Genomic DNA, 23,560 nt, shown 5'->3' with positions numbered 1-23,560 from the left:
CAAAAGGCCGCCGGGATTGGGAAGCCCCCTGCAGGTGGACCAGTCAAAATGTTAGTCTCAAGTTGCCTAGGTTAACATCGGTAGTGGATTATTGTTTATTGCAAGGCTTCGGTGAGGGACAGGCGTAGCCTGAGCCGAGGCGAAGCCTTCGGGGGCGTATATTTCTATTGGTGATTTATATGAAAGGCTGCTGTGAGGACGAAGCGTATTGTACTCGTCGCGGAATATTTCGATGCAGGAGCGGGCGTCGAGAAGGTTCAAAAACCATTCCCGATTCAGGCAGTCGTTTCGAAAGCGGCTATGGAAGCTTGGCGGCTCGAAGCGATGTGAACCTTCAGCTTTTAGAGATCATGCCTGATCGCTCGAAGGCTTGAAGGTGTGCGACGTGAATTTGCGCGCGCCGTTTGACGACGTAGAGTTGGCTTTGAGATTAGCGAAGCGAGCGGATGTCTTGAAAGTCAATGAAGAGGAGCTGGTCGCTTTAAGCGGCGTGAGCGACGGAGCCTGGAAGATGTGATGCGAGAGCTGCAGAAACTGACAGCCGTTGAATTGCTTTGTGTGAGGCGTGGAAAAGACGGAGCGATGCTTTTGCGTAATGGAGAAGTTTTTTCAGGGAAAGGCGAGGCCGTTAAGGTGGCGGATACGATTGGGGCGGGCGATTTTTTTACGGCTGCGTTAACGATGGGATTGCTCGAAGGTCGAACGACCAAAGCGTGCTTGAAGCGGGCATTGGCGTTAAGCACCTTCGTTGCGGGGAAGAGCGGGGCGCAGCCGGAGTACACCGCCGCTGAGGTATTGGGTTGACGCCTAGGTTTGAGCGATAGGAACGAATATTTCGAAGAGGCTATTTTCGCTTTGTGGAATGAAGCGAGGGCCGAATCGGTTGATGTCGGGACCTTCGCGTTCTTTGTATTCACTTTCTGGGAACCATTTTCCGTAAATATAGGCAATGGTTTCGCCAAGTGTATCTACGGGTCCTTGGTGTTCGAACTTTGAGAAGAGGCCGCCGATGGAGCTCCAGCTATGCATTCCCTCGGGTACGGGCGCGTCTGAATCGACTTGGGCGGCTGCGAGGTAAATGGCTTCGTCTGGGTGCTTTCGCTCTAAGTTTAAGGCTTCTGGGTTTTCGGACAGTCCGTAGTAGACGCCTTCGATGAGGTTTTGCAGTTCTCCGGCACGTTCGAAGAAGGCGCTCCAGAGGTTTGGGATGATGGTCATGTTGTTAGCCTCGTCCGATGTGGCGGATAGGAACCGAGACTGAAGTCCGACGAAGGTGGTGGAAGGCAATGAGACGATTTCGGGTAGTAGGTGCATGTTTTTGTAGCGTTGATCGAGTTTTGCCTGAGTGAGGCGTTCACGGTGTCGCGGGTAAAGGATGCTGCCGCGACCTTCTCGCCAATCACTGGGCGTGACGGAGAGCTCGCTTTTGAAGGCGCGAGTGAAGGCTTCGTGCGATTCGAATTGATAGTCGAGGGCGAGGTCTAGCAGGGTGCCATCGTAGTCGAGGAGGCGAATGGCTGCGTGGGCTATGCGTCGTCGCCGGATGTAGCGGCCAATGGGATCGCCGACCATAGCGGTAAAGGTTCGCTGGAAATGCCAGTAGGACATGCCGGCGTCCTGGGCGAGCTCTGCGATGGGTAGTGGTTCGGTAATGGAAAGCTCGATACGGTCGAGTTGAGCTTGGATTGCTTGGATTTGGTGCATTTCGGGGGTATCTTAGCAGATGAGCGAGGAGGGGTGTTTGATCGTTTGTGCGAAATTGTAGAACCACAGATTTTCTCAATTTTCTAGGATCTTCTGGAGAGAGGCTTGGGACGATGATCGGCTGGATTCAATGAAATGTCGGCTATATGTATGGAAGGCTTTTCTCAATCGATTCTCTTTATTTTCTAGTCTTCATTTCCCGGCTAGCGGTAGTGGGCCAAAAAGTTTGGTTCATCTTCATTTTGCAGGAACCCTAGGAGAACAGCTCCGTAGGGCTGCCGCTCGCGGCATGCCGCAAGTCTCATCACCTGCAATGCGGCGTGCCGCAAGCGGCAGCCCTACCTCCGGAATCACCGTCTTACCTAAACAGCAATTTCCACTGCATTTGGTGATGAACCAAAAGTTTGTCACCTTTCGGTGTGGAATGGGTACTTGTAGGTATTGAAGCAAATCAACACTTAATAACCAACCACACTCACAATGACACTCATCATCGCCTATTCTCTACTTATTCTCGTCACTCTCGCCGGCACGCTTGTTGCGGATACTGCAAGCGCGTGAGCATATGACTAGGCTGTTTTATTTGCCGATTTTCAAAGAGCTCGGATCCTTGATGGGTCCGAGCTCTTTTTGCTTAAACGGGGGCGATTTCGAGTTGCTGTAGGAGCATGAGCTGGTCGAGCAGCTCCCATTCCTCGACAATGAGTCCATTTTCGAGGCGACTGATGACGATGCCTTGGACAGTTATTTTTTTTCCCGTTGGAGGAATGTCGAGAAAGTCTCCCAAGTGGGTGCCTGTAATGGATATGCGGGTACACACTTTTGTCTCTTCTTCTATTTGATCGACTATGGATATTTTTAGGTCGGGGAAGGCGGAACGTAGTCCGAGGATGAAGGATTTGAGGGCGTCGATGCCTTGCATCTGATCGGTGGAGGAGGTGTAGCGATAGTTGGGATGTACTATTCTATCCAATACGATGAGGTTGCCTTGGTTTAAGGCTTCTTCGATGAGAAGCCGTACGGTCGTTTTGTTGTTCGAATTCATTTTAAAAGTTGTGAGTGTTTTTGAATCTAGAGTTGGAGAAGACCCATTGTGAAGCAGAGTGCAGCAATCGTCGCTGAGGTGGCTCGAACGTGATTATAGAGCGTCCAGTTTTTAAGGTATGTATTCCAGAGGCTTTGTGCGTTGTCGGCATTTGCATGGGCGAGGCGATTGTTGAGCGGCACGTTTCCGGCTAGGGTAACCAAGAAAGTGCCGACGAAGTAGTGAATCGCTCCGATCATGAACCAATGCGGCAAGGCTTCGAACGAGTGGGTTGAGTAGCCGAGAATGACAGTAGCTATGAGGGTCAGCGACAGAAGTGCAGTTCCCATGAAGAGTCCTAGGAAGGCCGGGTTTATCACCACGACGTTGATAGATTGCATAGTGCGGATTCCCTCGGGAGAGGGGATGCGCTTGAGGGCTTTCATGACAAAGGAGGAGAAGGCGAAGAAAATGCCACCGACTAGAGCGGATCCGAGCAGCGATGCTATTATGACAATGAGGATCCAAGCATTCATGACATTGCGGTCTCTAGGTTCCAGACTCCTGTTGCGGCTGCTTTGCGAGCATAGGTGGCGAAGTCTCGAGGGGCTCGGCCAAGGGCTCGTTGAACGCCATTGGTCACGTAAGCATTGCGGCCGTCGAGCACTTCGACGAAGAGCTCGGCGATGGCGTTTGCCTCTTCGATGGGGAAGCCGTGTTGGTTGAGCTCAGAGGCGTATTCCGACTGGGAAATGGCCTGGAATGAGACTTCGCGGCCGATTGCGTCGCTGAGCTCTTGGGCGACTTGCTCGAGGGTTAGCAGCTTGGGACCGGTAAGTTCGTAGAGTTGTCCGATGTGACGGTCGGCCGTGAGCGCTTCGAAGGCGATTTCGGCGATATCGTCGGCGTCGACGAAAGGTTCTGCGGCGTTTTTGACGGGCATGGCGAATACGCCGTGCTTGATCGCTTCGCTAAGGGCTTCGCTGAAATTTTGGTTGAAGAAGGCGCAGCGGAGGATGGTCCATTGCGCGCCGGATTCTTCGAGGCGTATTTCAGCGTCGCGAGCGCCTTCTTCGCCTCGTCCCGAGAGGAGTACGAGTCGTTTGACGTTTAGGCTGATTGCGAGCTTGGTGAAAGCCTCGATCTTGTCCGCGGCTCCAGGGAAGGCGAGATCCGGATAGTAGGTGACGTAGGCAGCTTGCGTTCCTTGCAAGGCGGGGGCCCAAGTGCTCTGGTCCGACCAGTCGAAGGTCGTCTCGCTCGAACGAGAGGCTGCTTTGGCTGGGTAGTTGGCGTCGCGTAGTCGCTGGACGACGCGGCGGCCTGTTTTGCCGTTCGCGCCGATGACGAGAACGGTTTTCCTGGATTGGGTTGACGGTGTGTGTGTATTCGTTTTCATAACACACTTAGACTAACCGATTGTTGGAGAGTCGGCCATAGCTCGGATGCTCAAGTTCATAAGCGATCGTCTAAAGTGGAAGAAATCGATGAGTTCAGTGGATTGCTGGAAGGACCTCGGGCGCGAGGTGCTTTTGCCCTGCGCGGTTTGTTAGCATCGCCTTGGAGCTTGCGCGTCGAGGCGGATTCTCCGTTGACGGTCATCGCGATGGTTCGGGGCGAGTGCCATATATCTCACGACAATGGAGAGCAGGTAACTTTAGGGCCTGGCGATGTGGCGATAACGCGAGCGCCAGGACATTATATAATAGCGGATGGAGAGGCGACGCAGCCAACCATCTACATTCATCCGGGGCAGGACTGCAGGTCTCCCGATGGGCGATCCCTTTCAGAGGAGATGAAGTTAGGGGTGCGTACTTGGGGGAATGATGCGAGAGCGTCGACTCTGATGTTGATTGGAAGCTACGAGTCGATGGCTGACGTGAGCGAGCGTTTGCGCGGCGCGTTGCCGCCACTTTTGTGGGTGAAGAGCGAGGATTGGGAATCTCCTCTGTTGGCTCTTTTGAACGACGAGATGGCGAGGGATGCTCCTGGTCAGGCGGCGGTGCTGGACCGATTGTTGGACATGCTGCTCATTGCGATTCTGAGGACGTGGTTCAGCACGAAGAAGATTCAAGATGCGCCTTGGTATCAAGCAAAGGGAGACAAGGTGGTGGGACGAACGCTAAAGCTTATTCACCAGAATCCCGCGCATCCGTGGACGCTTGCTAGCCTTTCAGCCAAGGCGGGAGTTTCTCGCGCGGCTTTGGCAAAGCGTTTCAATGAGGTAGTAGGAGAGTCGCCGATGGCGTTTCTTACGCAGTGGCGTTTGGCGTTGGCGGCGGATTTGTTGTGCGAGCCGGACGAGACGGTTGGCACGGTGGCGGAGCGGGTCGGCTATAGTAGTCCGTACGCTCTGAGTTCAGCGTTTAAGCGGGTGCGAGGGGTGAGCCCGCAGGAGCATCGGTTGAGGACTTTGGCTGCAAGTTAGCGGACGGTTTTCTGGCAGTCTAAACTAGCGCGGTTCGAGGGGTTTCACTTGGCCCATTTGGTGTCGTAGGCTGACGAGGGCTTTGTGAATCATGAGCTCGCCGGCGCCGACTTCGAGGAGGGTGCCGCTGCTGGCGCCGTAGCCGCCTTCGCAAGCGGCTTGGATGGTGGGGACATAGCGGAGGTATTGGTTGGCGCAGGTGATGACGAAGGTCATTTCGGCGGGGCTGCGTTTTTTAAGGTCCATGCCGAGCTCGACGAACATTTCGCCAGGGAGGCTGACGAAGGCGAGTTGTTGATCGATGAGGAAGGTATCGACTTCGACGACCACGTCTTTTTCGCCGTGCGGGCCGTTTTCCCGCCGGGCGAGATCGAGGGAGTAGGCGTCAAATTTCAGGGAGACGTCGGCGAGCGAGGCGCTGATTTTGGAAGCGACCTTTTGGACTTCGGTGGCGAGCTCTTCGCCGAGCTGGTCGACGGAGGCGAAGACTTGTTCGGGAGTGGCGAAGCGAAACATGTCGGCGTCGTAGGGGTTGATGTCGCCTGAGGCGCCCATGAAGTAGATGCAGGTGCCGCCGAGCCGTTCTTCCAGTTTTCGAGCCATGGCGCCGGGGTAGTCGGCTGAGATGATGAGCTCTTCGAAATTCATGCTGATGACGGGATGGACGGCGTAGTTGACGAGGGTGGCGAGGGTGGAGCTGTCGTCGGCGCGTTGTATCAGGACAACACCTACTTCGTCGTCGACGGGAGAGGTGTCGACGCGGTCGCTGTTGTTCCAGAGCATTTCGACGGTTCCGTCTTCCTTTATGATGCGGCGGTTGTATCCACCATTCCATACGCCTTGTCCGTAGCCGATCTTGGCGGGTTCGACGGTGGCGTTTGCTGCGACGGCGGCATCGATGGCTTGGGAAATTATGCGCTCGGCGACTTCGCCGCTGGGGCTGCCGGAGCCGTGCGTATGTGTAACGGCGCAGATAACGTTTTTTATGCCTGTTTTCTGCGAAACTTCGCTTCGGATTCGATCGAGGTATTCTGTTCTAAAGACGATCAATTCCAAAGTAATGATAGCGACGCTCTGTTCGCCATTTTTGAATACGATCGCTTTGGCGTACAGATTGTCGTGGATTTTGTCGACGACGGCTGTTTTACCACTCATGCCGGTTACGCTTTCGACACCTTGCTTGGGGGTGATGTCAACCGTGGCGACGCCGACTTCGAGTTGGCCAGCGTGGGAAGCGGAAATGAAGGCTATGCCTGCGAGGGTAATCAGAGTGAAAAATACTTTTTTCATGGGTGGGGTCAGGTTGATATATGGTGCTATGGCATGGTGGAAGATCCAGTCCTACGCCAAGGAGTCGAGGAGCTTACGGATTTCGGCCTCGGGAGCTTCGTGATGCTGTATGACCGCTAAATGGAGAGCGTGCGCGAGGACGGGCTGGGCGTCTTCGGGTCTAGAAAGAGCGAGCAGCGATTTGCCCTTGAGGATTTCTGCCATCATCCAATCGTCCTTTTTCCGGATACAGAATTCGAGATGCTCAAGCGCCTCTTCGTACCGTTCGTCTTCGATGAGAGCTTGAGCGAGGGAGAATCGAAAAAGTTCGTTGTCTGGATTTTTGGATACGAAATTTTGGAAGCGTTCGGTTTTCATCTTATTGCTTTTCTCGGTTTAGATTATCTTGTTGGGGGTTCGTTGTCGAGATCGCGTCTGCCGGGGAGCTCGCTGTGGATCTCGCAGAATCGGGCGTCGCGGTCGGCTTTGTTCATTCGGATAAACTTGTGCTTTGGCAGGCTTTGCAGGAATTGGCGGCCATAACTTTTCTGCAGGATACGAGAGTCGAGAATGGTGATCAGTCCTTTATCGTTCCGAGTGCGGATTAGCCGGCCCACCCCTTGGCGGAACTTTACAAGGGCTTCGGGGAGGTTGAGCTCGGAGAAGGGGTGACCGCCGCGCTCCTTGATGTATTCGGACTTCGCTTCGGCGATGGGATGGGTGGGGACGTCGAAGGGGAGGCGGGTGATAATGACTTGCTCGAGAGCGGAGCCGGGGACGTCGACGCCCGTCCAAAAGCTGTCGGTCCCGAAGAGCACGCCGTTGCCGGCTTCGAGGAAAGCGGCGGTCATGTCCGAGCGTCCCATGCCTTGGCCTTGAGCAAAGAAAGGGCGGCCAGCGTCGATGAACTCGGCTTGCAGGGAGTCGGAGACTTTCCGCAGGTCGGAGTAGCTAGTGAAGAGTACGAGGCTACCTCCTGAAACTTTGGATACGCAGTATCGGATGTAGTCGATGAGGACCTCGATTGCGAGGCGTTGATCGTGAGGAGAGGGAACGGGGACGTCGGTCGCGATGTAGATGCGCGTGTTGTTCTCGTAGTCGAAGGGGGAGTCCGCCATCTTGGCCGTTTCTTGTTCCGCGCCGATCTTGACTTGAAAGGGTCTTAGGTCGCGGGCGATGGATAGGGTGGCGCTAGTGAGGGTGACTGAGGTTTCCTTGTTGAAGAGCTCTTCGCGCAGGTAGGGAGCGATGTCGATGGGAGCGGTGCGTAGGGTGCAGATGTTTCCGGCGCGGCCGCTCTTTTCAATCCAGTGCACGTGGTCTTCCTCGGCGAGTTCGACGAAGCGTCGGATGCCGCTATAATAACTGTGGATACGGCTGCGTTGGTCCTTGATCTCGTCGTGCATGGGGCCGTCCTCGATCTTGGAGAGGATCCCGTCCATGGTTTGCACGCAGGCGCGTAGCGGACCAATGAGGGTGGGTTCGCACCAGCCGAGCTCTGAGATGCGAACGACCTTATGCTTGGCGAGGTGGGTTGCTATGAGGTAGCCGAAGAATTCTTGGCAGGCTTCTTGTGCGTCGATGATGCACTGCAGCTGCTTGGGATGGGCGAACTTGCGGACGATGCCGGACTTGCGCTTGGGGTTGAAAAGCATCTTGAGCTGGCGGTCGACGCCATAGCTAGAGATGCGGGCTCCGAAGTGCTCGGTCGCAACTTCGGCTGTGGTGTGCGCCTCGTCGATGACGAGAAAGTCGTCGGGCAGTAGAATGCCCTTAGCGCCCGGGGCCATGCCTCCAGCGTTGAGCAAGGCGAAGAGGAGCGAGTGGTTGACGATGACGACCTGGGCCTTGCGCATTTCGGCGCGGGCTCGTTGGTAGTGGCAGGTGTTGTGGTTGCAGTTCTTGCGGTTGCAGGCAGATCCCTCGGCGTTGACCTGCTCCCAAACATCGAAGTTGGGGAGTGGGTTGAGCTCTTGGCGGAGGCCGGTCTTGGTGTATTCAGCCCAAGCGGCGATGCGGCTGAGCTCCTCCATCTCCTCGGTGGGAAAGAGCTCCGTCTTGTTGCGTAGAGCGGTGGCGAGGCGGGTGGGGCAGAGGTAATTGCCTTTTCCCACCAGCACGGCCGACTTGAATTCCGCATACTTCTCGAGTTCGGGAATACTTTTGAAGAGGTTGCGGCAGATTTCGAGGTCCTTGCGTTGGAGCTGCTCTTGCAATGAAATGGTGTGGGAAGAGACGACGCAGGGGCGCTTGCTTTCGGTGGCGTGGATGATGCCTGGCAGGAGGTAGGCAAGGGATTTTCCGACGCCAGTCCCTGCTTCAAAGATAAGGGGCTCGTCGAGCTCCATGCCAGCGGCTACGGCTCGGGCCATTTGCTCCTGTTGGGGGCGGTGCTCCAAGCTTAGCTCCGTCTGGAGAAAGCCCCCTTCTGCGAATACGCGACCGATGACTTCCGGGAGGAAAATGGAGGAGTCTGCGCTTTCGCGGTCGTTGGGAGAAATCATGGGTGATAGTTTGGAAAGTGCCGCTAGTTGTCTTGGGAGCTCGGGAGCGGGTCGAGCAAATTTGGAAGAGCGGGACGATATTGAGACGAGTGAGCAAGACGGAGATTCTCCAGCACGGCGAACCGGGTGGAACTGGTCCCTCCAGGTATGGGGATCATGGAGGGACGACTTCCACGTCGTCCGTGTAGTAGCGATTACAGGGTGCTGCTGACGACCGGCGTTGAGCTAGCCGATGTAAACTTGGTCGCCGTTTTCGACTGTGTCGAAGAGCTCTATCATTTCCTGGTTGCGAAGCTGGACGCAGCCGCCGCTGGCTGGGGTGCCGATCTTTTCCTCGTGGTTGGTGCCATGAATATAGATGTAGCGTGCGTGCGAGTCGCGGTTTCCGCCCTGGTTGTGGCCGGGCTCTAGCCCGTCGAGCCAGAGGATGCGGGTGGTCACAAGATTTGGTTGTTGCTCTCCCTCGGAGAGCTCCCAGTAGCGTTTACCGACGTCGACACGGCCTTTCAAAACGGCTCCGATAGGGGCCTCGTGGCCGATTTTCTCAGAGATTCGATGTAGTCCGGTGGGGGTGCCGAATGAGTTTTCCACACAGGAAGGTGGATTCTTGCTGGTAGAGATGCTGAAGGTGCGGGTCAGTTGACCGTCATGGTAGAGTTCCAAGGTCTGTCTCTCAATCGATACGATCAAGAGTCGCGCTGTTTGCTTGATCTCCAGTGAGCGGAGCTTATGGGTGGTCGGCTGCAATAAGTCCGAGGACATAAATATAATGGGTTACAAAGTAGGCATCGTTGGCGCAACTGGAGCGGTTGGCCAAGAGTTCATCAAGCTTCTAGGCGACAGAAATTTCCCTCTGTCGGAATTGAAGCTGTTTGCTTCTGCTCGATCTGCAGGAAAGCAGGTCGAAGCGCTTGGGCAAACCATAACCATCGAGGAAGCTACGGAAACCTGTTTCGAAGGACTCGATTTCGTGCTCTTCAGCGCGAGCGGCACGGTGTCCAAAGCTCTCTGCCCCGCAGCCGCTAAAGCGGGCGCCGTGGCGATCGATAACAGCTCGGCTTTCCGCATGGATCCAGACGTGCCCCTCGTCGTGCCGGAAATCAACGGAGAGTCGGCTAAGTCCCACAAAGGCATCATCGCCAATCCGAATTGTTCGACTACTATTTCTCTGATGGGCGCCTATCCTTTGCACAAGGCTTTCGGTTTGAAGCGCATGATTGCCTCAACTTACCAGGCGGTGAGCGGCACTGGCGCGGAAGCGATGCAGGAGCTCGAAGACCAGCTAAAGGCTTGGGCCAAAGGCGAGCCGATCGAACACAGCGTTTATCCGTATCAAATTGCTTTCAACGCTCTTCCGCATGTGGACTCTTTCCTCGACGATGGTTACACGAAGGAAGAGATGAAGATGCTCAACGAGGGTCGTAAGATCATGGATCTTCCGAATCTGAAGGTCTCTTGCACCTGCGTGCGCGTTCCGGTGATGCGCTCGCATTCGATTTCCATCAACGCGGAGTTCGAACGTCCCGTTTCCGTGGAAGCGGCCCGCGAGGCGATAGCGTCATTCGAGGGAGTAGACGTGGTCGACGATCCAGCCAATAAGCTTTATCCGATGCCGCTTGATTATGCGGGAAAGGTAAACTGTGGCGTAGGTCGTATTCGCGTGGATAGCGCTCTCGACAACGGTCTTGCGTTTTGGGTGGTTGGCGACCAGCTCTGGAAGGGCGCTGCTCTGAACGCTATCCAGATCGCGGAGTACCTGATCAAGTAGCAGCGGCGGGACAGAGGATTTTGATAGTTTGGCGGCGGCTCGGGAACGAGTCGCGGACCCTATTTGGACACGGTGCTTGCTCGTTTGGTCGAAAGGGACTGTCAGGATATTTTGGAAGCCTTCGCGAAACAAGGTCTGGACTGGAATCATAGAGTCTATGGGGATTTGAGTATGAGATCCGCTGCAGAAGCGGTAAAGGCGGTAACGATTTTACAATACTTGGAGGAAGGCGAAATCGAGGCTGGGCAGCTTGGCGAGGTGCATGCCCTGTCTGATGTCAGCGAAAAGCCAAAGCTGCTAACGCCTATCGTAGTTGAGTATTCGGATGATTTGAGAGCTCGTTACGGCAGCAGGCAGGACCGAGCTCGTCGACATTGTCATTTCTCAGGTAGGACGACCGCTGTATGTTATTCCGGAAAGCAGGAAAGTCGGACACATCGTAAGGTAGTGGTTGAATTCACTCTTATGGCTGAAGGTACCGTTCGCGATGCTCGACCGTTGAATTCGACATACTCGGCGTTTGAGAAGCCAGCTGTTGCTTATATTCTCCAGTCTCTTTGGCAAACGGCAGTCAAGAATGGTAAGCCGGTGGCGTGCAAGGTACGTATCCCGATCACTTCAGCCCCTAGGGCCTGTCTCTATCTTCAGGGTTGGCAAGGTGGGGAGGTTGGGTTTTTCTAAGTACCTACCTTTATCCCAATCCTCTAGCCCAATGGATAGAAGACAATTCGTTAAGACCTCTCTCTACGCGAGTAGCTTGCTCAGCTTTCCCTACGTGACCACACTTTCCGCAAAGCCGGGAAAGAAAGATCGCTTAAACGTCGCCTATGTCGGAGTGGGCGGTCATGGCGTGCACGCGGCTCAAGGAAATCGCTCTGAAAACACGGTGGGTTACTGTGATGTCGATGAACGGAGAGCCGCGGAGACGTATTCAATGTTTCCTGACGTTCCGCGATACAAAGACTTTCGCGTGATGTTTGATACACTGGGGAAAGGGATCGACGCGGTGGGAATAACGACGCCGGACCATACGCACTTTCCGGTTGCCATGGAAGCCATGCAGCGCGGATATCATGTCTATCTTGAGAAGCCGATGGCTCATACCATCGATCAGATTCGTACTTTGAGGGCGGCTGCCAAGAAATACGGCGTTACCACCCAACTTGGAGTGCATGGTCACAGCTTCGCCGGATTGCGCGTTTTGAAGGAATGGTTGGATGCTGGTGTTATAGGCGAAGTATCCGAAATTCACCTATGGACAGATCGCCCAAGAGAAAGCGACTATCACACCTATGAATCCGATGCACCCGAGGAGCCTATCCCAGGCGGTGTCGATTGGGACCTTTGGCTTGGGCCTGCTCGTTACCGTCCGTTCAACAATATTTACGTACCCTCCTCGTGGCGTGGGTGGTGGAATTTCGGAAATGGCCCGTTGGGCGATATTGGCGCCCACATGTGGGACGTATTGGAATTCTGTTTTGACCTCGGCGCTCCGACAACGGTATCCGGTATCAATCCGAGAATGTCCGACGTAGGCACGCCTCGTTGGTGCAAGGTGGACTATCTCTATCAATCGAAGCCGGGCCGTAAGTCTGTGGCGGTGCAGTGGTACAGCGGAGAAAAGGACGGACAGCCGCATTTGCCGGAGAATCTGCCTTACTGGCCCGAGGGTGATGCTCTCAAGGAGAGTGCAGGTATGTATTTCGTGGGTACGGAGGGCGCTCTCTATTTTCCCGATATGCGTGCCAAGTCTGCTCCGGTCGTTTTACCGGAAGCTCGTTGGCAGGATTTTAAAACGGACCTGCCACCGAAGACCTTGCCGCGGATCAAAGGTAGCCACTACTCTGAGTTCTTCGCAGCGATCCGTGAAGGGCGGCGGGCGAACGCGGATTTTGAATATGGAGCTCCTTTGAATGAAGGCGTGTTGATTGGAAATCTCGCTCTCAAAACAGGAAAGACGATCCATTGGGATAACGAGAATATGAAAGCGATCGGCGTGCCGGAGGCGGATCAATATATTCGGTCGCAGGAACCTCGAGAGGGTTGGAAGTATACCCTGTAATACCTCTGTTGATATAAAAGTATCACAGGTGGGCTGCTTGCTTTTAGTTACGGATGTTCACCGTCCGGCAATCCGCTCGACCCGCGTGCATGCAGTCCGGACACGCGATTCAGCGTCCAGCTTTCAAGTCGGAATTCGCCTGAAAGGACGAGATCGCTGAAGCGTGCCCCTTCAACGTCTTCGAGGATGATAGCAGGTCTTTGCTCTCGGTCTAGGGCGCGAAACTCGGCACCGCGGACCTGGAGGTTTTTCACGTGTCGCGCGAAGAGAGCCCAGGAAGGCATGGTGCCGAAGTTGTAAGGATCCGGATAGTCGCGTTCGTACTCCGGGACGACGCGTCGGGCTTGTTCGGTTGTACCTCCACCGACATAGTGGAATTGAAGGTTTGATAGAGTGACGTCCTCTATGGGGTGCCCTTCGAGTCCGGCGATGATGATACCGTGCTCGGGTGCAACGTTCCAAGCAGTAACGTTGTCGATCAGGATCCTGGATACAATTCCGGGACCTTCGGCGACTGGATTGCGAAGACGAGCGCCGAGACGTATGAAGATGGGCGCGTTTTGCACGTCGCGCATTGTGATATTGGATACAGTGATGTCTTCAAGAACGCCGCCGTCCACTTGCTCGAAGGCGAGTCCTCGGCAGTGGTCAAAGGTCGTGTTTGAAATCGTGATGTTGCGAAAGCCACCACCGGCTTCGGTGCCGAGCTTGATACGGCCGTGGGGGCCACCTCGAGTTCGCCACGTACGCTTGCGGGTTCCGTCGTAGAGAGTGCCTTCGTCGTAGCCGCTCACGGCACAATTAGTAATGGTGACGTTTTCGGTGGTTCTCGGATGGCCGAGGGCATGCGAAGATTTGAGGCAAATGGCGTCGTCCCATGGTGAGTTTACGATAGTGTTCGAGATGCGGACGTTTTGGCAGGCGTCGATGTCGATACCGTCACGGTTGGTGTCGATGAGGAGGTTGTCGATGGTGAGATTGTCTACCTCCGTAGTGATGATGGCGAAGTGGCCGCCGTGTAGGATGCTCAGGTCGCGTAGGATGACGTTGCGGCAACTCAGTAAAGCGATTGCTTTGTTGGCGATCCCGTCCGCAAGCGTGTCGCGTGGGTTCGGATGGTTAAAGGGGCCGGGGTGGATATCGGGGCGATGCGGAATCTCGAAATCGCCATCCGCTGCGAGCACGTCAGGTAGCAGTCCGTCGATGGCGGGTGGTGGAGGCGCGCCAAGGGGTGCTGCGTGGGGGCCGTTGCCGCGACTGAGTCCGCGCCCGAAGATCTTGCCAGGGCCGAGAATGGAGACACCTTCTAGGCCTTTGCCCCAAATGAGGCTATTGCGAAAGTGCGAGTGACCAAAATCCTGATAGTGATTCCAAGGGTTGGGTTCGGGGGCGTCGTAACCAGCAGTATCTGTGGGTTCAGCCGCGATTAAAGTTGCGCCTGCATCGATCTTTAAAGTGATGTGGCTTTTGAGCCGCAGTGTGTAGGAAAGGTAGTCGCCAGCTGGGAGTAGGACCGTGCCGCCTCCATTTTTCGCAGCCTCATCGATGGCTGCATTGATAGCGTCGCTGTCGATGGTTTGGCCGTCGCCTTTGGCTCCATAGTCTCTGACATTGAATATATTGTCGGCAGTGGCGATTTGGCTTAAGAAACAGGTGCAGATGGACAGGGTCAGAGCGAATAACTTGGTAGATTGCATAGGCTGGGGTAGCTAGGTTCGGAAGTGGGGTTGATGCGGTCGAGCCAGGAAGGGTTAAGCGTTCAGTTCGATACGAGAGAGTCAACCCACCATCGCAAGGAGTTGTGAAACCTCTTTGAACCCTTCCTGCTCTATCGAAAGGCCGATAGTGTATACGAGGTTTGGATACGGCCTGCGATCTGCTTTAAGTGAAGGCTGCAGATGAGATTGAAAGCACCTATCGTTCTTTGGGTTGTCCGTTGATGCGGACATTCTCGAACTTGAGGTTTTCGATTCCGGTGATGACGCTTGGTTGCGAGATGTTGTTGAACTGGCAATTCTTTACGAGCACATCCTTTATGGGGAGCTCCTCGCGCCCATGAAAGTAGAATGCCCGCGGAGCTTTTTCGACTACGACGTTTTCCATACTGACGTTGCGGACGGAGGGATAGTGTTCTCCGCTTTGGCCCCAGTAGTAGAGGTTGATGCGGAATACAGCGTCGGCAACTTCGCTCACGGTGACGTTGCGAAAGTGGATGTTTTCTACGAATCCACCGCGGAAGGTGTTGCTCTTGATGCGAAGAGCGCGCTCGAGGTGCGGGCTGTCCATGGCACAATCTTCGGCGAACACGTTTCGTACGCCGCCAGACATCTCACTGCCGACGACTACACCTCCGTGGCCTTCGAGCATCTTGCAGTTGCGGATGATAATGTTCTCAGATGGAACGCCGATGCGACGTCCGTCCGCGTCGCGACCGGCTTTGATGGCTATGCAGTCGTCGCCGGTGTCGAAGTAGCAACCCTCGATGAGCACGTTCTTGCTGGATTCAGGGTTGCAACCGTCGTTGTTTGGACCAAGTCCGACTACGGTTATGTCTCGCACCGTGATGTTTACGCTTAGCACGGGATTGACGAACCACATGGGGGAGTCGCGGAAGGTAATCCCCTCTATGAGTATGTTTTTGCATTTGTAAGGCTGGACGAATACGGGACGAAGGCCGGTATTGTTGCCGAAGACGCGCTTCTGAGCTGGTATGCCGTCTTCAGCCATCTGGCGCACCATCTCAATGTTTGGAGTCCCTTGTTGGCGCCAGTCACCCCACCAATTGTCTTCCGTGGCCCGCCCGTGAAAGGTGCCTTTCCCGGTGACCGCTATATTCTCCTGCTCGTATGCATAGATGAGCGGAGAGTAGTTCATTAGTTCGGTCCCTTCGAACCGAGTGTAGACGAGAGGCTCGTAGTCCTTGGGGTCGGTGCTGAAATTGATGGTGGCTCCCTCCGAAAGGTGGATGTTGACGTTGCTCTTGAGGTGTATGGGTCCGGCAATGTACCAATCACCGGCCGGCACCAACACACGTCCACCGCCGGCGGTATGAGCCTCTTCAATCGCTTGGTCGAGCGCCGGTTTTATATCGGAGTCGTTGTCAGCTACCGCTCCGTATGCAGTGATTTCGAAGTCTCGGTCAGGAAAAGAGGGAGCTTCAATCTGCTCGAGGATACTGGGCAAGTCTTCCCACCCTATGTAGGGGCGCTCGATCTCTGCGGTCGCGTTTCGTTGGCAGTTGGCGAAAACGCCGATTGCTGAGAGGAGTACAAATGTGGGGAATAAGCTGCGCTTTATCGATCGGGGTTCAGCCTTGATCATTGATGGAAGAGTGGACTCGCTTTTCGTGGTATCAAGAAGTGGAGGTGTCTTACAGTACGGTGAATCCATTTGTTCGTCCAGATCTCCTTAAAATGCTGAAGGTGTATACGAATTCGATCCGGACTGGGGTCGGCTGATTCGAAGATCCAGTTCGTCGGGACAAGGAAGTCTGTGCTGCAGAAAAATGCCGCTGGCGTTCTGCGAAAATTGAGGTAAGTTTTCCGGTAGCATATGAATTTGGAGCAAGATCGAAACGTTGCGTGTCCATACTGTGGAGAGTCCATTGGACTAGTGGTAGACTGCACGATTCCGATTCAAGAGTTCGTCGAGGATTGCCAGGTATGTTGTCGGCCAATCCAGTTTCGCATTTCGGTCGCTGAAGATGGCGAAATTGAAGATCTGCGGGCTATGAGCGAGGACGAATAATCGCCATTTAGGTCTAGAGTATGTTAGCTTATTAGAATCCTTCACCAGTGTCGTTTGTCTCGGATGATCGAATCTTTTGAAGGGTAGGATTTTTTTTAGCGGCCTTAGGTAGTCGGAGATTCCATAAATAGCTCACATTAAGTCTCTTGCCCTCAACTGTTCAGGTCATAGGCATTGCCTATGGACGCTAGTGGAACGAAGTATTTCCGTTTATGGCGAAAATGTCGTATATTTCTCACATCGGCCAACCGAGAGGCGAAACCGGTACGAGGCTAAGCTTCGTTACAATTTTTGGGGTATAAACATACACGATAGCAACATAGGAGTAGGGGTACTCCTGCTATCAAAGAGGCCCGCACTGAGCTTAGCTCAGGCGGGCTTTTACTTTGCCCAGATTTGTCGTTTGTCGGATCGATTGAGCGCGCAGCCATACCGTCATTCTTCTCGGTGTGACGGACTAGATCGATGACGATGCAAACGATGACGATGCAAACGTCACCTTTACTAGCTACGAATTCGATTCCGTAGGTGTCAGTCAACGCTAGGTCGGGTTAGAAACTCTGGCTACCTCTTGGCCTGAACTGAGATACCCTAACCTCCGGGCTCAAAACGAGGTCTCGATTGCAGAGTCGTAAGGTCTGGGTTGATCCGAAGTGAATTTCTCGTTCTGACACCCTTAGGAATCCGGCTGTATTGACTTTAGCGACGAGTCCGAATTCACTCACGAAGTCGCTGATGGTTAGCCGCTAGACCATTATCTTGTTTTTTATAACCCAATTGTAACAGTATTATGAATACTAATTTGACTGAAGTTTCAGGTGTAGGTCCCTTCATGGAGGCGACTCTTAAGGAGAAAGGTTTTTCAACGGTCGAGTCAGTAGCCGGAACGAAACCGGAGGTACTGTGCGAGGTTCCCGGCGTTGGACCGCTCAAAGCGGTCGCGATGATTGCCTCTGCTAAAGCGATTGTAGCTGCTCAGGGGACTGTCGGTGCAACCGAGAAGAAGGCCAAGCCGGCCAAAAAGGGCCCAGAGAAGATTAAGAAAGCGAAATCACCGAAGAACGGTAGGAAAAAGAAGGGTACTTCTAAAGACGGAGATAAAAAGAAGTCCAAGAAATCGAAAAAGTCCAAGAAGTCTGATAAGAAAAAGTCGGGTAAAAAGAGTAAGAAGGGCAAGAAGAAGTCTAAGTCTTGAGGCGGTGTAACGACTTTTGCGGATTAGGCCGGTGCAGATCTGAAAGGATTGTGCCGGCCTTATCATATAGTTTGACCCGAATAAACGATCACCGCCCGGGGTGCTGGATAACCAGCTTTCCGCTACTTCTCGGTCTTCGCCCTTTTAAGCAGGTATTCGAAGGCGGAGAGGCCGGCCTTGGCACCTTCGCCTATCGACACTACAATTTGCTTGTATGGCACGGTGGTTACATCGCCCGCAGCGAAGAGTCCTATTTGGTCGGTTTCACAGCGTGTATTGATTTCGATCTCGCCGTACTTGTTGGTCGCGACCACGTCCTTTGCGAAAGCGCTGTTGGGAGCGAGTCCAATTTGCACGAAGACGCCGTCGGTCGGGTATTCACGAGTTTCGCCAGTTGCGCGCTCCTTGAGAATCATCGAAGTGACTTTCTTGCCATCGGATTCTATACTCTCGGTGGCCGTACCGGTGATCACCGTTGCGTTTGGTGTTTCATGTAGTTGATCGACCAATACTTGGTCCGCCTTGAGCGTGTCCAGAAATTCAACAACGGTGACACTCTTGACGATGCCGGCTAAATCGAGGGCCGCTTCCACACCGGAGTTCCCGCCACCTACGACTACGACGTCCTTGTCTTTGAAGAACGGGCCATCGCAGTGCGGGCAATAGGCGACGCCTTTTCCGACGTTTTCCTTTTCGCCCGGCACGCCTAGTTCGCGCCACTTGGCTCCAGTGGCGAGGATGACGGCTCGTGATGAGATCGTATCCTTGCTGGTGAGGCTCAGTTGCCAGTCTCCGGTGTCTTTCTTGGAAATTCCATCGACACGGACTTCCTCGCGAATTTTAACCGGGTAGGTTTCAACGTGTGCTCGGAGGTTCTTGGTGAGCTCTGGGCCAGTGGTTTTAGTGATGCCGATGAGGTTTTCGATTCCCATGGTGTCGGCGACTTGGCCTCCAATCTTTTGTGCAAGCATCAGCACCTTCAGGCCTTTACGAGCGGTGTAAATGGCAGCGGCAGCTGCTGCAGGACCTCCCCCCACGACAGTGACGTCGTAGAGCGTATTGTCGGCGATCGCTTCGACTGGCGCGACGCTGACGACCTTGTTCAGTTTCTCAATGATTTCGGCAGCGTTGATTTGGCCGCTCGAGAAGGGTTTTCGATTAAGAAAGACTGTGGGGACGCCTTGCACGTTACGTTCTTCGGCGAACTTCTTGTGGGTGCCTCCGTCGATCATCTCGCAGGAGATGAGAGGGTTGATGATGGCAAATTGGTTCAGAGTCTGCACGACGTCCGGACAATTGTGGCAGTCGAGGGAAACAATGACCTCGAAGCTGAGTTCCGTGTCGATTGCTGCGACCTGGCGGATGATACTCTCATCCAACTTCACGGGAATGCCGCCGGACTGCAGGAAGGCGAGGACGAAGGAGTTGAACTCGTGCCCGCCAGGAATGCCGGAGAAGCGGATGCCTGTAGGCTTGTGGTCGGCTTGTATCTCGAAGGTAAGTCCTTCCCGCACGTTGAAGCCGGTCTCACTGTAGATGAAGTCGATCTTGTCGGAAACGGAGTCGACCTGCCGGAGCATATCGACGAGCTCAGGGCGCTTGGAATGCTTGCCGTCGAAGAGCTTGATTTGCACGGAGCGTGTTAGCTTCTCGGAGTAGGCTTTGAGAGTGTCGATGATTTGCGGAGTGAGCTTCATGCGTTTAAAAGAGGACTTGGGTTTATGGGCTGTCGGCGGCTACGTGTTTAGTGTGTCGGGCAGTCAGGTTAAAAAAATCCCCCTCGCATGGAGGCGAAGAGGACTGTTTTGGAAATCTGGATACGGCTCAGATTTTGCCGACGAGGTCGAGGCTCGGAGTGAGCGTTTCTTCGCCTGGCTCCCACTTCGCTGGGCAAACTTGGCCGTCGTTGGCAGCTACGTATTGAGCTGCCTTGACCTTGCGGACGAGATCCTTGGCGGAACGGCCGATGCCGAGGTCATGTACTTCAGCAACCTTGATCTGTCCTTCTGGATTTACGACGAAGGTACCGCGAAGGGCGAGGCCTTCTTCTTCGATCATCACGTCGAATCCGCGAGTAATGGCTCCCGTTGGGTCGCCGATCATGGGGAACTTAATCTTGTTGATCGTCTCGGACGCGTCGTGCCAAGCCTTGTGTACGAAATGAGTGTCTGTGGAAACCGAATACACTTCAACGCCAGCGGACTGGAGCTCCTCGTAATGGTCGGCGAGGTCGCCGAGTTCGGTTGGGCAGACGAATGTGAAGTCGGCAGGGTAGAAGCAGAATACTGCCCACTTGCCCTTCACGTCTTCGGAAGAGACGGTTACGAACTCTCCATTGTGGAAAGCTTGTGCTTTGAATTCAGGAATAGTGCTGTTGATCTTTGCCATAAATTTGGAGGAGAGGTGAAGCCTCTGCAGGTGTTTGTCACTCCCGTTTTTGGAGAGCGTTCTGTTTCTGATAAGGGTGATAGTAGCATCCTTGTGAAGATAGTTGAAATATATAATACATATGGTTTCGATAACCGTTCTTTATGGAATTACAGCAGTTGAGGTATTTCAGTTCGGTGGCCAAGCACCGGAATTTCACGCGAGCAGCTGAGGAGTGTCGGGTTTCGCAACCGGCTCTGAGCATTCAAATCAAGAAGCTTGAAAACGAGCTCGGAGGGCCGCTTTTCCATCGTCAGGGCCGTACCATCGTGCTGACCAATGTGGGCAAGCAACTCGAGGGCAAGGCGGAGTCGCTACTGCGATTGCATCAGAGCACGCTCGACGAGGTGAAGGATGCGTTGACGTCTGGCGGGGAAGCTCATTTCGGGGCGACCCTCACCATCGCCCCCTACTTGATCCCTTATGTGGTGAGCCATGCAAACCAGTCGGACATTCCGCCGTTCACGATGCAGGAAAACTTCACCGAGGGACTGCTTGGCAGCATCCTCGATGGAAGCTTGGACTTTGCATTGATGTCGACCCCGGTGGAGGAGCCTCGCTTGTTGTTGAAGGTGATAGCGCGGGAGCCCTTCGTGCTGGTGTTGCCGAAAGGGCACTCGCTCGCAAGCAAGCGTAAGGTTCTTTCAGCGGACGTCCAGAAGGAGCCGTTCCTGCCCTTGAGCCAAATCCATTGCGCGGGGCGGCAGATCAACGAGTTCATCCAATCCGCCGACGAGCGGCCCAAAGCGATGTTCGAGAGTGCCCAGATCGACACGATCTTGAAGCTTGTGAACAGTGGGCAGGGGGTCTCCTTGCTGCCGAAGATGGCGGTACTCGGCTCCTTGAGCGAAGGGCTTTGCTACCGGGAAATCTCTGACGCCAAGATCGGTCGCGATATTTCCATGGTCCATCATCCCGACCGCTATTTGAGCGATGCGGTGCGAAAGCTGATGACGCTGCTGGAAGCCTGTATCAACGATTTCGTGAAGGAACGTTGAAACGCTGGACTCGACAGCTAAAGTTTTCGCCACCACGTTTCCGCCATCGAAAAGCAATCTGACAATTCCAACACGGGTGGCCAGCCCGAGCGATTCATCCCAACTGAGCTTGATGGAGCCCGCTTGGACAAAACCGTGAAGCAGCATTTCCAACTTCCTTGGGGCAAGGCTCGGACTTGGATCGATACGGGCAAGGTTTTCATCGATGGGAACTGCGTTTCTGACCAGGCTTTTTCGGTCACGGCAGGTACGCGGATCGAGCTTCGCATGAGTCAGCCCAAGACCCGTCCGGAACCGCGGCTGGACCCGCAGTTGGTTGTGCATTTCGACGCAGAGGTAATTGTAGTAAACAAGCCCTCAGGCGTTATGACAGTGCCGCATCCGGAAAGCGATGAGGAGGAAACTCTCGATCGTCTCGCCCTCGAGTATTTACGAGCCAAAGACCCCAAGGCGGTTAGCAACAGGGCGAGCCTCGGAGTGGTGCATCGCATCGACAAGGATACGAGCGGACTGGTGGTATTTGCTCGGACCTACGCCGCCTTGAAGGCGCTTTCGGAGCAATTTCGAGCGCACTCCATCGAGCGCCGTTATTTGGCTTTGGTGCACGGACGGCCGAAAGCCCAGAGCATCGTGACCCGTATTGCTCGCGACGCTGGGGACGGCTTGCGAGGTTCGGTGCCGGAAGGTTCGGTCAACAAGATGGGTGAGGAACTAGGCCGCCATGCCGTGACGCATGTCGAAGTTTTGGAAAAGCTCGAAGGCTCGAGTTTAGTTGCTTGCCGTATTGAGACGGGCCGTACGCATCAGATCCGTATCCATCTCAGTGAGATTGGACATCCGATCATTGGCGAAAAGGTTTATGTGCGCGGATTTGCGGGCGAATTGATTCCTGCGGGCCGTACCATGTTGCACGCGGAGCGATTGGGGTTCATCCATCCAGGAAGCGGCGAGCCAGTATCTTGGACTGAGGCTCCGTCCAAGGATTTCCAGAAACTTCTGCGAGCATTGAAACGTGCTTAGCCTCGGGCAGCAGGTTCGATGTTGCCTGAAAGGCGCTCGATCTAACGGTCATCCCGCAGAGCAGTAAGGGTATTTTGTGAAAAGAATGAGGCGACGTGCGAATTAGCTCGCTGTTAGTCAGTTAATCGTCGTTGTCACAGTCTTTGTTTATGGGATCCCGTTTGGTTTAAGGGATTCCGAGGTGTTTTTCCGGTTTGGCGTCGCTGTTCGAATTACCCTTTTTTTTCGAATACAGTGATGCTCAAAATATAAGTTATGGAAATATACGTTGGAAACATCTCCTTCGACGCCTCTGAAGGCGATTTACAAGACGCATTCGAAGAATTCGGTGCAGTCTCACAGCTCAAGATCATCACTGATCGTGAGACTGGACGTTCGCGCGGTTTCGCGTTCGTGACAATGGACAACGCTGAAGAAGCGAACGCAGCGATCGAAGGTCTCAATGGCCGCGATATCGCGGGCCGTGAGCTTTCTGTTCGCGAAGCAACTCCACGCGCTCCTCGTAGCGGTGGCGGCGGTTTCGGCGGCGGCGGTCGTGGCCATGGTGGCGGCGGCGGTTACGGCGGCGGTGGCCGTGGTGGCAACGGTGGCGGCGGATACGGTGGCGGAGGTCGCGGTGGCGATCGTCGTGGCGGTGGCGGCGGATACAGCCGTGGTCGCTAAGCTCTGAGCTTACGCTAAAAAGACTTTCGAAGACTCCGTACCTAGTAGGGCGGAGTCTTTTTTGTGCTTAGTTCGGAACTCGATACTATGTCAGCGGGCGATGGTTCCAAGGTTTGCCGGCTGAGGTTCCGCGATGCGGGCGGCTACTCGCAATACAGCTTGCGGAGAGTAGCGATTAGAGTGGCGATCTCGGGGGAGTCGAGATGGTAGTAGATTGTTTGCTGCTCGCGGCGAGTGGATACGAGTGCGAGATCGCGCAGTTTCGCCAGGTGCTGGGAGAGCGCTGACTGGCTTAAATCAACTTCGACGCTGAGGTCGTTCACGCTGACTTCACCTTCACCCAAGCGGCAGAGAATTGCCAGACGCTTGGGATTGGCCATCGCCTTTAGCGTGCCTACTGCCCGCATAAGCGAGGCTATTTCTTTATCTGATGGCATGATTTCTTGAGACACTTGACTTAGGTTGCCGTCCGACGGTTGCAAGTAAATATTAGAGAACGCTAAAATAAAGCTTGTAATATTAGAAAAATCTAAATTAGTAAGGTCTCATGAATATCGACCGGATTGTTATCGCATTTGCAGGTACGCTGATCCTTGCGGGGGTTGCGTTGGGAGTTTGGCTGGACCCCTTATGGTTTATCCTGCCGGCCTTTGTGGGACTGAACATGTTTCAAGCTGCCTTCACGCGATTTTGCCCTTTAGCAATGCTTCTAAAGAAGGTGGGGGTTAAAAGCGGCTGCGCTTTCAAGTGA

The 23,560-nt window shown here is 54.3% G+C and carries 25 protein-coding genes and 1 pseudogene; 12 read left to right on the top strand and 14 right to left on the bottom strand.

All coding sequences use genetic code 11. The features are described 5' to 3' along the window. Positions 1 to 66 precede the first annotated feature (66 nt). Positions 67 to 297, bottom strand: a pseudogene (locus QEH53_RS24415) (integrase core domain-containing protein); the annotation flags it as partial. Positions 298 to 385: 88 nt separating this feature from the next. On the opposite strand from QEH53_RS24415, the gene QEH53_RS06790 reads away from it, so the two are divergent. Together QEH53_RS06790 and QEH53_RS06785 are read left to right on the top strand one after the other, a co-directional pair. Next, on the top strand, positions 386 to 517 hold the full coding sequence (locus QEH53_RS06790; protein ID WP_309022397.1) for a hypothetical protein: 132 nt from the start codon (positions 386 to 388) through the stop codon (positions 515 to 517). Beyond that, positions 517 to 804, top strand: coding sequence for a carbohydrate kinase family protein (locus tag QEH53_RS06785; RefSeq protein WP_309022396.1), 288 nt, complete (start codon positions 517 to 519; stop codon positions 802 to 804). Before QEH53_RS06790 ends, QEH53_RS06785 begins: the two co-directional genes overlap by 1 nt. A gap of 3 nt (positions 805 to 807) precedes the next feature. Here QEH53_RS06785 and QEH53_RS06780 read toward each other — a convergent pair whose 3' ends face one another. From QEH53_RS06780 to QEH53_RS06765, 4 genes are all read right to left on the bottom strand, one after another. Then, entirely contained in the window at positions 808 to 1,704 is an 897-nt protein-coding gene (locus tag QEH53_RS06780; RefSeq protein ID WP_309022395.1) for an AraC family transcriptional regulator, read from the bottom strand. A 634-nt stretch (positions 1,705 to 2,338) separates the two neighbouring features. Then, on the bottom strand, positions 2,339 to 2,749 hold the full coding sequence (locus QEH53_RS06775; RefSeq protein ID WP_309022394.1) for an ester cyclase: 411 nt from the start codon (positions 2,747 to 2,749) through the stop codon (positions 2,339 to 2,341). Between the two features lie 26 nt (positions 2,750 to 2,775). Beyond that, entirely contained in the window at positions 2,776 to 3,264 is a 489-nt protein-coding gene (locus tag QEH53_RS06770) for an anthrone oxygenase family protein (RefSeq protein WP_309022393.1), read from the bottom strand. Continuing rightward, the gene (locus QEH53_RS06765) at positions 3,261 to 4,127 is read right to left on the bottom strand and encodes an NmrA family NAD(P)-binding protein (protein ID WP_309022392.1); all 867 of its coding nucleotides are present in this window, start codon (positions 4,125 to 4,127) and stop codon (positions 3,261 to 3,263) included. The genes QEH53_RS06770 and QEH53_RS06765 overlap by 4 nt, the downstream gene beginning before the upstream one ends. Positions 4,128 to 4,211: 84 nt before the next feature. Between QEH53_RS06765 and QEH53_RS06760 the strand changes: the two genes are divergently transcribed. Next, positions 4,212 to 5,156, top strand: coding sequence for an AraC family transcriptional regulator (locus QEH53_RS06760; RefSeq protein ID WP_345785707.1), 945 nt, complete (start codon positions 4,212 to 4,214; stop codon positions 5,154 to 5,156). 24 nt (positions 5,157 to 5,180) lie between these two features. Here the strand turns inward: QEH53_RS06760 and QEH53_RS06755 are convergent, their stop codons facing one another. From QEH53_RS06755 to QEH53_RS06740, 4 genes are all read right to left on the bottom strand, one after another. Next, entirely contained in the window at positions 5,181 to 6,446 is a 1,266-nt protein-coding gene (locus tag QEH53_RS06755; protein WP_309022390.1) for a neutral/alkaline non-lysosomal ceramidase N-terminal domain-containing protein, read from the bottom strand. 51 nt (positions 6,447 to 6,497) lie between these two features. Beyond that, positions 6,498 to 6,803, bottom strand: a complete 306-nt coding sequence (locus QEH53_RS06750) for a tetratricopeptide repeat protein (protein WP_309022389.1) — start codon at positions 6,801 to 6,803, stop codon at positions 6,498 to 6,500. A 23-nt stretch (positions 6,804 to 6,826) separates the two neighbouring features. Continuing rightward, positions 6,827 to 8,929 (bottom strand): helicase C-terminal domain-containing protein, encoded by a 2,103-nt coding sequence (locus QEH53_RS06745; protein WP_309022388.1) that lies wholly within the window; start codon positions 8,927 to 8,929, stop codon positions 6,827 to 6,829. A gap of 225 nt (positions 8,930 to 9,154) precedes the next feature. Further along, positions 9,155 to 9,691, bottom strand: coding sequence for a L,D-transpeptidase (locus tag QEH53_RS06740; RefSeq protein WP_309022387.1), 537 nt, complete (start codon positions 9,689 to 9,691; stop codon positions 9,155 to 9,157). A 7-nt stretch (positions 9,692 to 9,698) separates the two neighbouring features. Here QEH53_RS06740 and QEH53_RS06735 point away from each other — a divergent pair, with 7 nt between their 5' ends. From QEH53_RS06735 to QEH53_RS06725, 3 genes are all read left to right on the top strand, one after another. Continuing rightward, complete coding sequence (locus tag QEH53_RS06735) at positions 9,699 to 10,697, top strand: aspartate-semialdehyde dehydrogenase (RefSeq protein WP_309022386.1); 999 nt, start codon at positions 9,699 to 9,701, stop codon at positions 10,695 to 10,697. Between the two features lie 171 nt (positions 10,698 to 10,868). Then, entirely contained in the window at positions 10,869 to 11,378 is a 510-nt protein-coding gene (locus QEH53_RS06730; RefSeq protein WP_309022385.1) for an energy transducer TonB, read from the top strand. A gap of 31 nt (positions 11,379 to 11,409) precedes the next feature. Next, positions 11,410 to 12,759: a Gfo/Idh/MocA family oxidoreductase gene (locus QEH53_RS06725; protein ID WP_309022384.1), complete on the top strand. Its 1,350-nt coding sequence runs from the start codon at positions 11,410 to 11,412 to the stop codon at positions 12,757 to 12,759. Between the two features lie 47 nt (positions 12,760 to 12,806). On the opposite strand, the gene QEH53_RS06720 is transcribed toward QEH53_RS06725, so the two are convergent. Both QEH53_RS06720 and QEH53_RS06715 read right to left on the bottom strand, forming a co-directional pair. Further along, positions 12,807 to 14,456, bottom strand: coding sequence for a glycoside hydrolase family 28 protein (locus QEH53_RS06720; protein WP_309022383.1), 1,650 nt, complete (start codon positions 14,454 to 14,456; stop codon positions 12,807 to 12,809). 217 nt (positions 14,457 to 14,673) lie between these two features. Next, complete coding sequence (locus QEH53_RS06715) at positions 14,674 to 16,080, bottom strand: glycoside hydrolase family 28 protein (RefSeq protein ID WP_309022382.1); 1,407 nt, start codon at positions 16,078 to 16,080, stop codon at positions 14,674 to 14,676. 231 nt (positions 16,081 to 16,311) lie between these two features. Here QEH53_RS06715 and QEH53_RS24150 point away from each other — a divergent pair, with 231 nt between their 5' ends. After that, positions 16,312 to 16,506, top strand: coding sequence for a CPXCG motif-containing cysteine-rich protein (locus tag QEH53_RS24150; RefSeq protein ID WP_345785704.1), 195 nt, complete (start codon positions 16,312 to 16,314; stop codon positions 16,504 to 16,506). 790 nt (positions 16,507 to 17,296) lie between these two features. Next, positions 17,297 to 17,701, top strand: coding sequence for a helix-hairpin-helix domain-containing protein (locus QEH53_RS06710; protein ID WP_309022381.1), 405 nt, complete (start codon positions 17,297 to 17,299; stop codon positions 17,699 to 17,701). A gap of 122 nt (positions 17,702 to 17,823) precedes the next feature. Here the strand turns inward: QEH53_RS06710 and ahpF are convergent, their stop codons facing one another. Continuing rightward, positions 17,824 to 19,398 (bottom strand): alkyl hydroperoxide reductase subunit F, encoded by a 1,575-nt coding sequence (ahpF, locus tag QEH53_RS06705; RefSeq protein WP_309022380.1) that lies wholly within the window; start codon positions 19,396 to 19,398, stop codon positions 17,824 to 17,826. A 127-nt stretch (positions 19,399 to 19,525) separates the two neighbouring features. Next, positions 19,526 to 20,089: an alkyl hydroperoxide reductase subunit C gene (gene ahpC / locus QEH53_RS06700; protein WP_309022379.1), complete on the bottom strand. Its 564-nt coding sequence runs from the start codon at positions 20,087 to 20,089 to the stop codon at positions 19,526 to 19,528. 143 nt (positions 20,090 to 20,232) lie between these two features. Here ahpC and QEH53_RS06695 point away from each other — a divergent pair, with 143 nt between their 5' ends. The 3 genes from QEH53_RS06695 (at position 20,233) to QEH53_RS06685 (ending at position 22,809) form a co-directional block, all read left to right on the top strand. Next, complete coding sequence (locus tag QEH53_RS06695; protein ID WP_309022378.1) at positions 20,233 to 21,126, top strand: LysR family transcriptional regulator; 894 nt, start codon at positions 20,233 to 20,235, stop codon at positions 21,124 to 21,126. A 45-nt stretch (positions 21,127 to 21,171) separates the two neighbouring features. After that, on the top strand, positions 21,172 to 22,146 hold the full coding sequence (locus tag QEH53_RS06690) for an RluA family pseudouridine synthase (protein ID WP_309022547.1): 975 nt from the start codon (positions 21,172 to 21,174) through the stop codon (positions 22,144 to 22,146). A 255-nt stretch (positions 22,147 to 22,401) separates the two neighbouring features. Beyond that, the gene (locus QEH53_RS06685; protein WP_309022377.1) at positions 22,402 to 22,809 is read left to right on the top strand and encodes an RNA-binding protein; all 408 of its coding nucleotides are present in this window, start codon (positions 22,402 to 22,404) and stop codon (positions 22,807 to 22,809) included. A 143-nt stretch (positions 22,810 to 22,952) separates the two neighbouring features. On the opposite strand, the gene QEH53_RS06680 is transcribed toward QEH53_RS06685, so the two are convergent. Further along, entirely contained in the window at positions 22,953 to 23,246 is a 294-nt protein-coding gene (locus QEH53_RS06680) for a metalloregulator ArsR/SmtB family transcription factor (RefSeq protein ID WP_309022376.1), read from the bottom strand. Between the two features lie 110 nt (positions 23,247 to 23,356). Between QEH53_RS06680 and QEH53_RS06675 the strand changes: the two genes are divergently transcribed. Then, entirely contained in the window at positions 23,357 to 23,560 is a 204-nt protein-coding gene (locus QEH53_RS06675) for a DUF2892 domain-containing protein (protein WP_309022375.1), read from the top strand.

This window comes from Pelagicoccus sp. SDUM812002 (assembly GCF_031127835.1).
Lineage (GTDB): Bacteria > Verrucomicrobiota > Verrucomicrobiia > Opitutales > Opitutaceae > Pelagicoccus.
The sequence above is the reverse complement of the archived record's forward strand: the minus strand, read 5'-3'. Positions and strand labels throughout refer to the sequence as shown.

What these genes read in the sequence shown, in the direction of transcription:
- QEH53_RS06785 (WP_309022396.1), top strand. Translation starts at nt 517, where the DNA reads ATGCGAGAGCTGCAGAAACTGACAGCCGTTGAATTGCTTTGTGTGAGG.
- QEH53_RS06780 (WP_309022395.1), bottom strand. Translation starts at nt 1,704, where the DNA reads ATGCACCAAATCCAAGCAATCCAAGCTCAACTCGACCGTATCGAGCTT.
- QEH53_RS06775 (WP_309022394.1), bottom strand. Translation starts at nt 2,749, where the DNA reads ATGAATTCGAACAACAAAACGACCGTACGGCTTCTCATCGAAGAAGCC.
- QEH53_RS06770 (WP_309022393.1), bottom strand. Translation starts at nt 3,264, where the DNA reads ATGAATGCTTGGATCCTCATTGTCATAATAGCATCGCTGCTCGGATCC.
- QEH53_RS06765 (WP_309022392.1), bottom strand. Translation starts at nt 4,127, where the DNA reads ATGAAAACGAATACACACACACCGTCAACCCAATCCAGGAAAACCGTT.
- QEH53_RS06755 (WP_309022390.1), bottom strand. Translation starts at nt 6,446, where the DNA reads ATGAAAAAAGTATTTTTCACTCTGATTACCCTCGCAGGCATAGCCTTC.
- QEH53_RS06750 (WP_309022389.1), bottom strand. Translation starts at nt 6,803, where the DNA reads ATGAAAACCGAACGCTTCCAAAATTTCGTATCCAAAAATCCAGACAAC.
- QEH53_RS06745 (WP_309022388.1), bottom strand. Translation starts at nt 8,929, where the DNA reads ATGATTTCTCCCAACGACCGCGAAAGCGCAGACTCCTCCATTTTCCTC.
- QEH53_RS06740 (WP_309022387.1), bottom strand. Translation starts at nt 9,691, where the DNA reads ATGTCCTCGGACTTATTGCAGCCGACCACCCATAAGCTCCGCTCACTG.
- QEH53_RS06735 (WP_309022386.1), top strand. Translation starts at nt 9,699, where the DNA reads ATGGGTTACAAAGTAGGCATCGTTGGCGCAACTGGAGCGGTTGGCCAA.
- QEH53_RS06730 (WP_309022385.1), top strand. Translation starts at nt 10,869, where the DNA reads ATGAGATCCGCTGCAGAAGCGGTAAAGGCGGTAACGATTTTACAATAC.
- QEH53_RS06725 (WP_309022384.1), top strand. Translation starts at nt 11,410, where the DNA reads ATGGATAGAAGACAATTCGTTAAGACCTCTCTCTACGCGAGTAGCTTG.
- QEH53_RS06720 (WP_309022383.1), bottom strand. Translation starts at nt 14,456, where the DNA reads ATGCAATCTACCAAGTTATTCGCTCTGACCCTGTCCATCTGCACCTGT.
- QEH53_RS06715 (WP_309022382.1), bottom strand. Translation starts at nt 16,080, where the DNA reads ATGATCAAGGCTGAACCCCGATCGATAAAGCGCAGCTTATTCCCCACA.
- QEH53_RS24150 (WP_345785704.1), top strand. Translation starts at nt 16,312, where the DNA reads ATGAATTTGGAGCAAGATCGAAACGTTGCGTGTCCATACTGTGGAGAG.
- QEH53_RS06710 (WP_309022381.1), top strand. Translation starts at nt 17,297, where the DNA reads ATGAATACTAATTTGACTGAAGTTTCAGGTGTAGGTCCCTTCATGGAG.
- ahpF (WP_309022380.1), bottom strand. Translation starts at nt 19,398, where the DNA reads ATGAAGCTCACTCCGCAAATCATCGACACTCTCAAAGCCTACTCCGAG.
- ahpC (WP_309022379.1), bottom strand. Translation starts at nt 20,089, where the DNA reads ATGGCAAAGATCAACAGCACTATTCCTGAATTCAAAGCACAAGCTTTC.
- QEH53_RS06695 (WP_309022378.1), top strand. Translation starts at nt 20,233, where the DNA reads ATGGAATTACAGCAGTTGAGGTATTTCAGTTCGGTGGCCAAGCACCGG.
- QEH53_RS06685 (WP_309022377.1), top strand. Translation starts at nt 22,402, where the DNA reads ATGGAAATATACGTTGGAAACATCTCCTTCGACGCCTCTGAAGGCGAT.
- QEH53_RS06680 (WP_309022376.1), bottom strand. Translation starts at nt 23,246, where the DNA reads ATGCCATCAGATAAAGAAATAGCCTCGCTTATGCGGGCAGTAGGCACG.
- QEH53_RS06675 (WP_309022375.1), top strand. Translation starts at nt 23,357, where the DNA reads ATGAATATCGACCGGATTGTTATCGCATTTGCAGGTACGCTGATCCTT.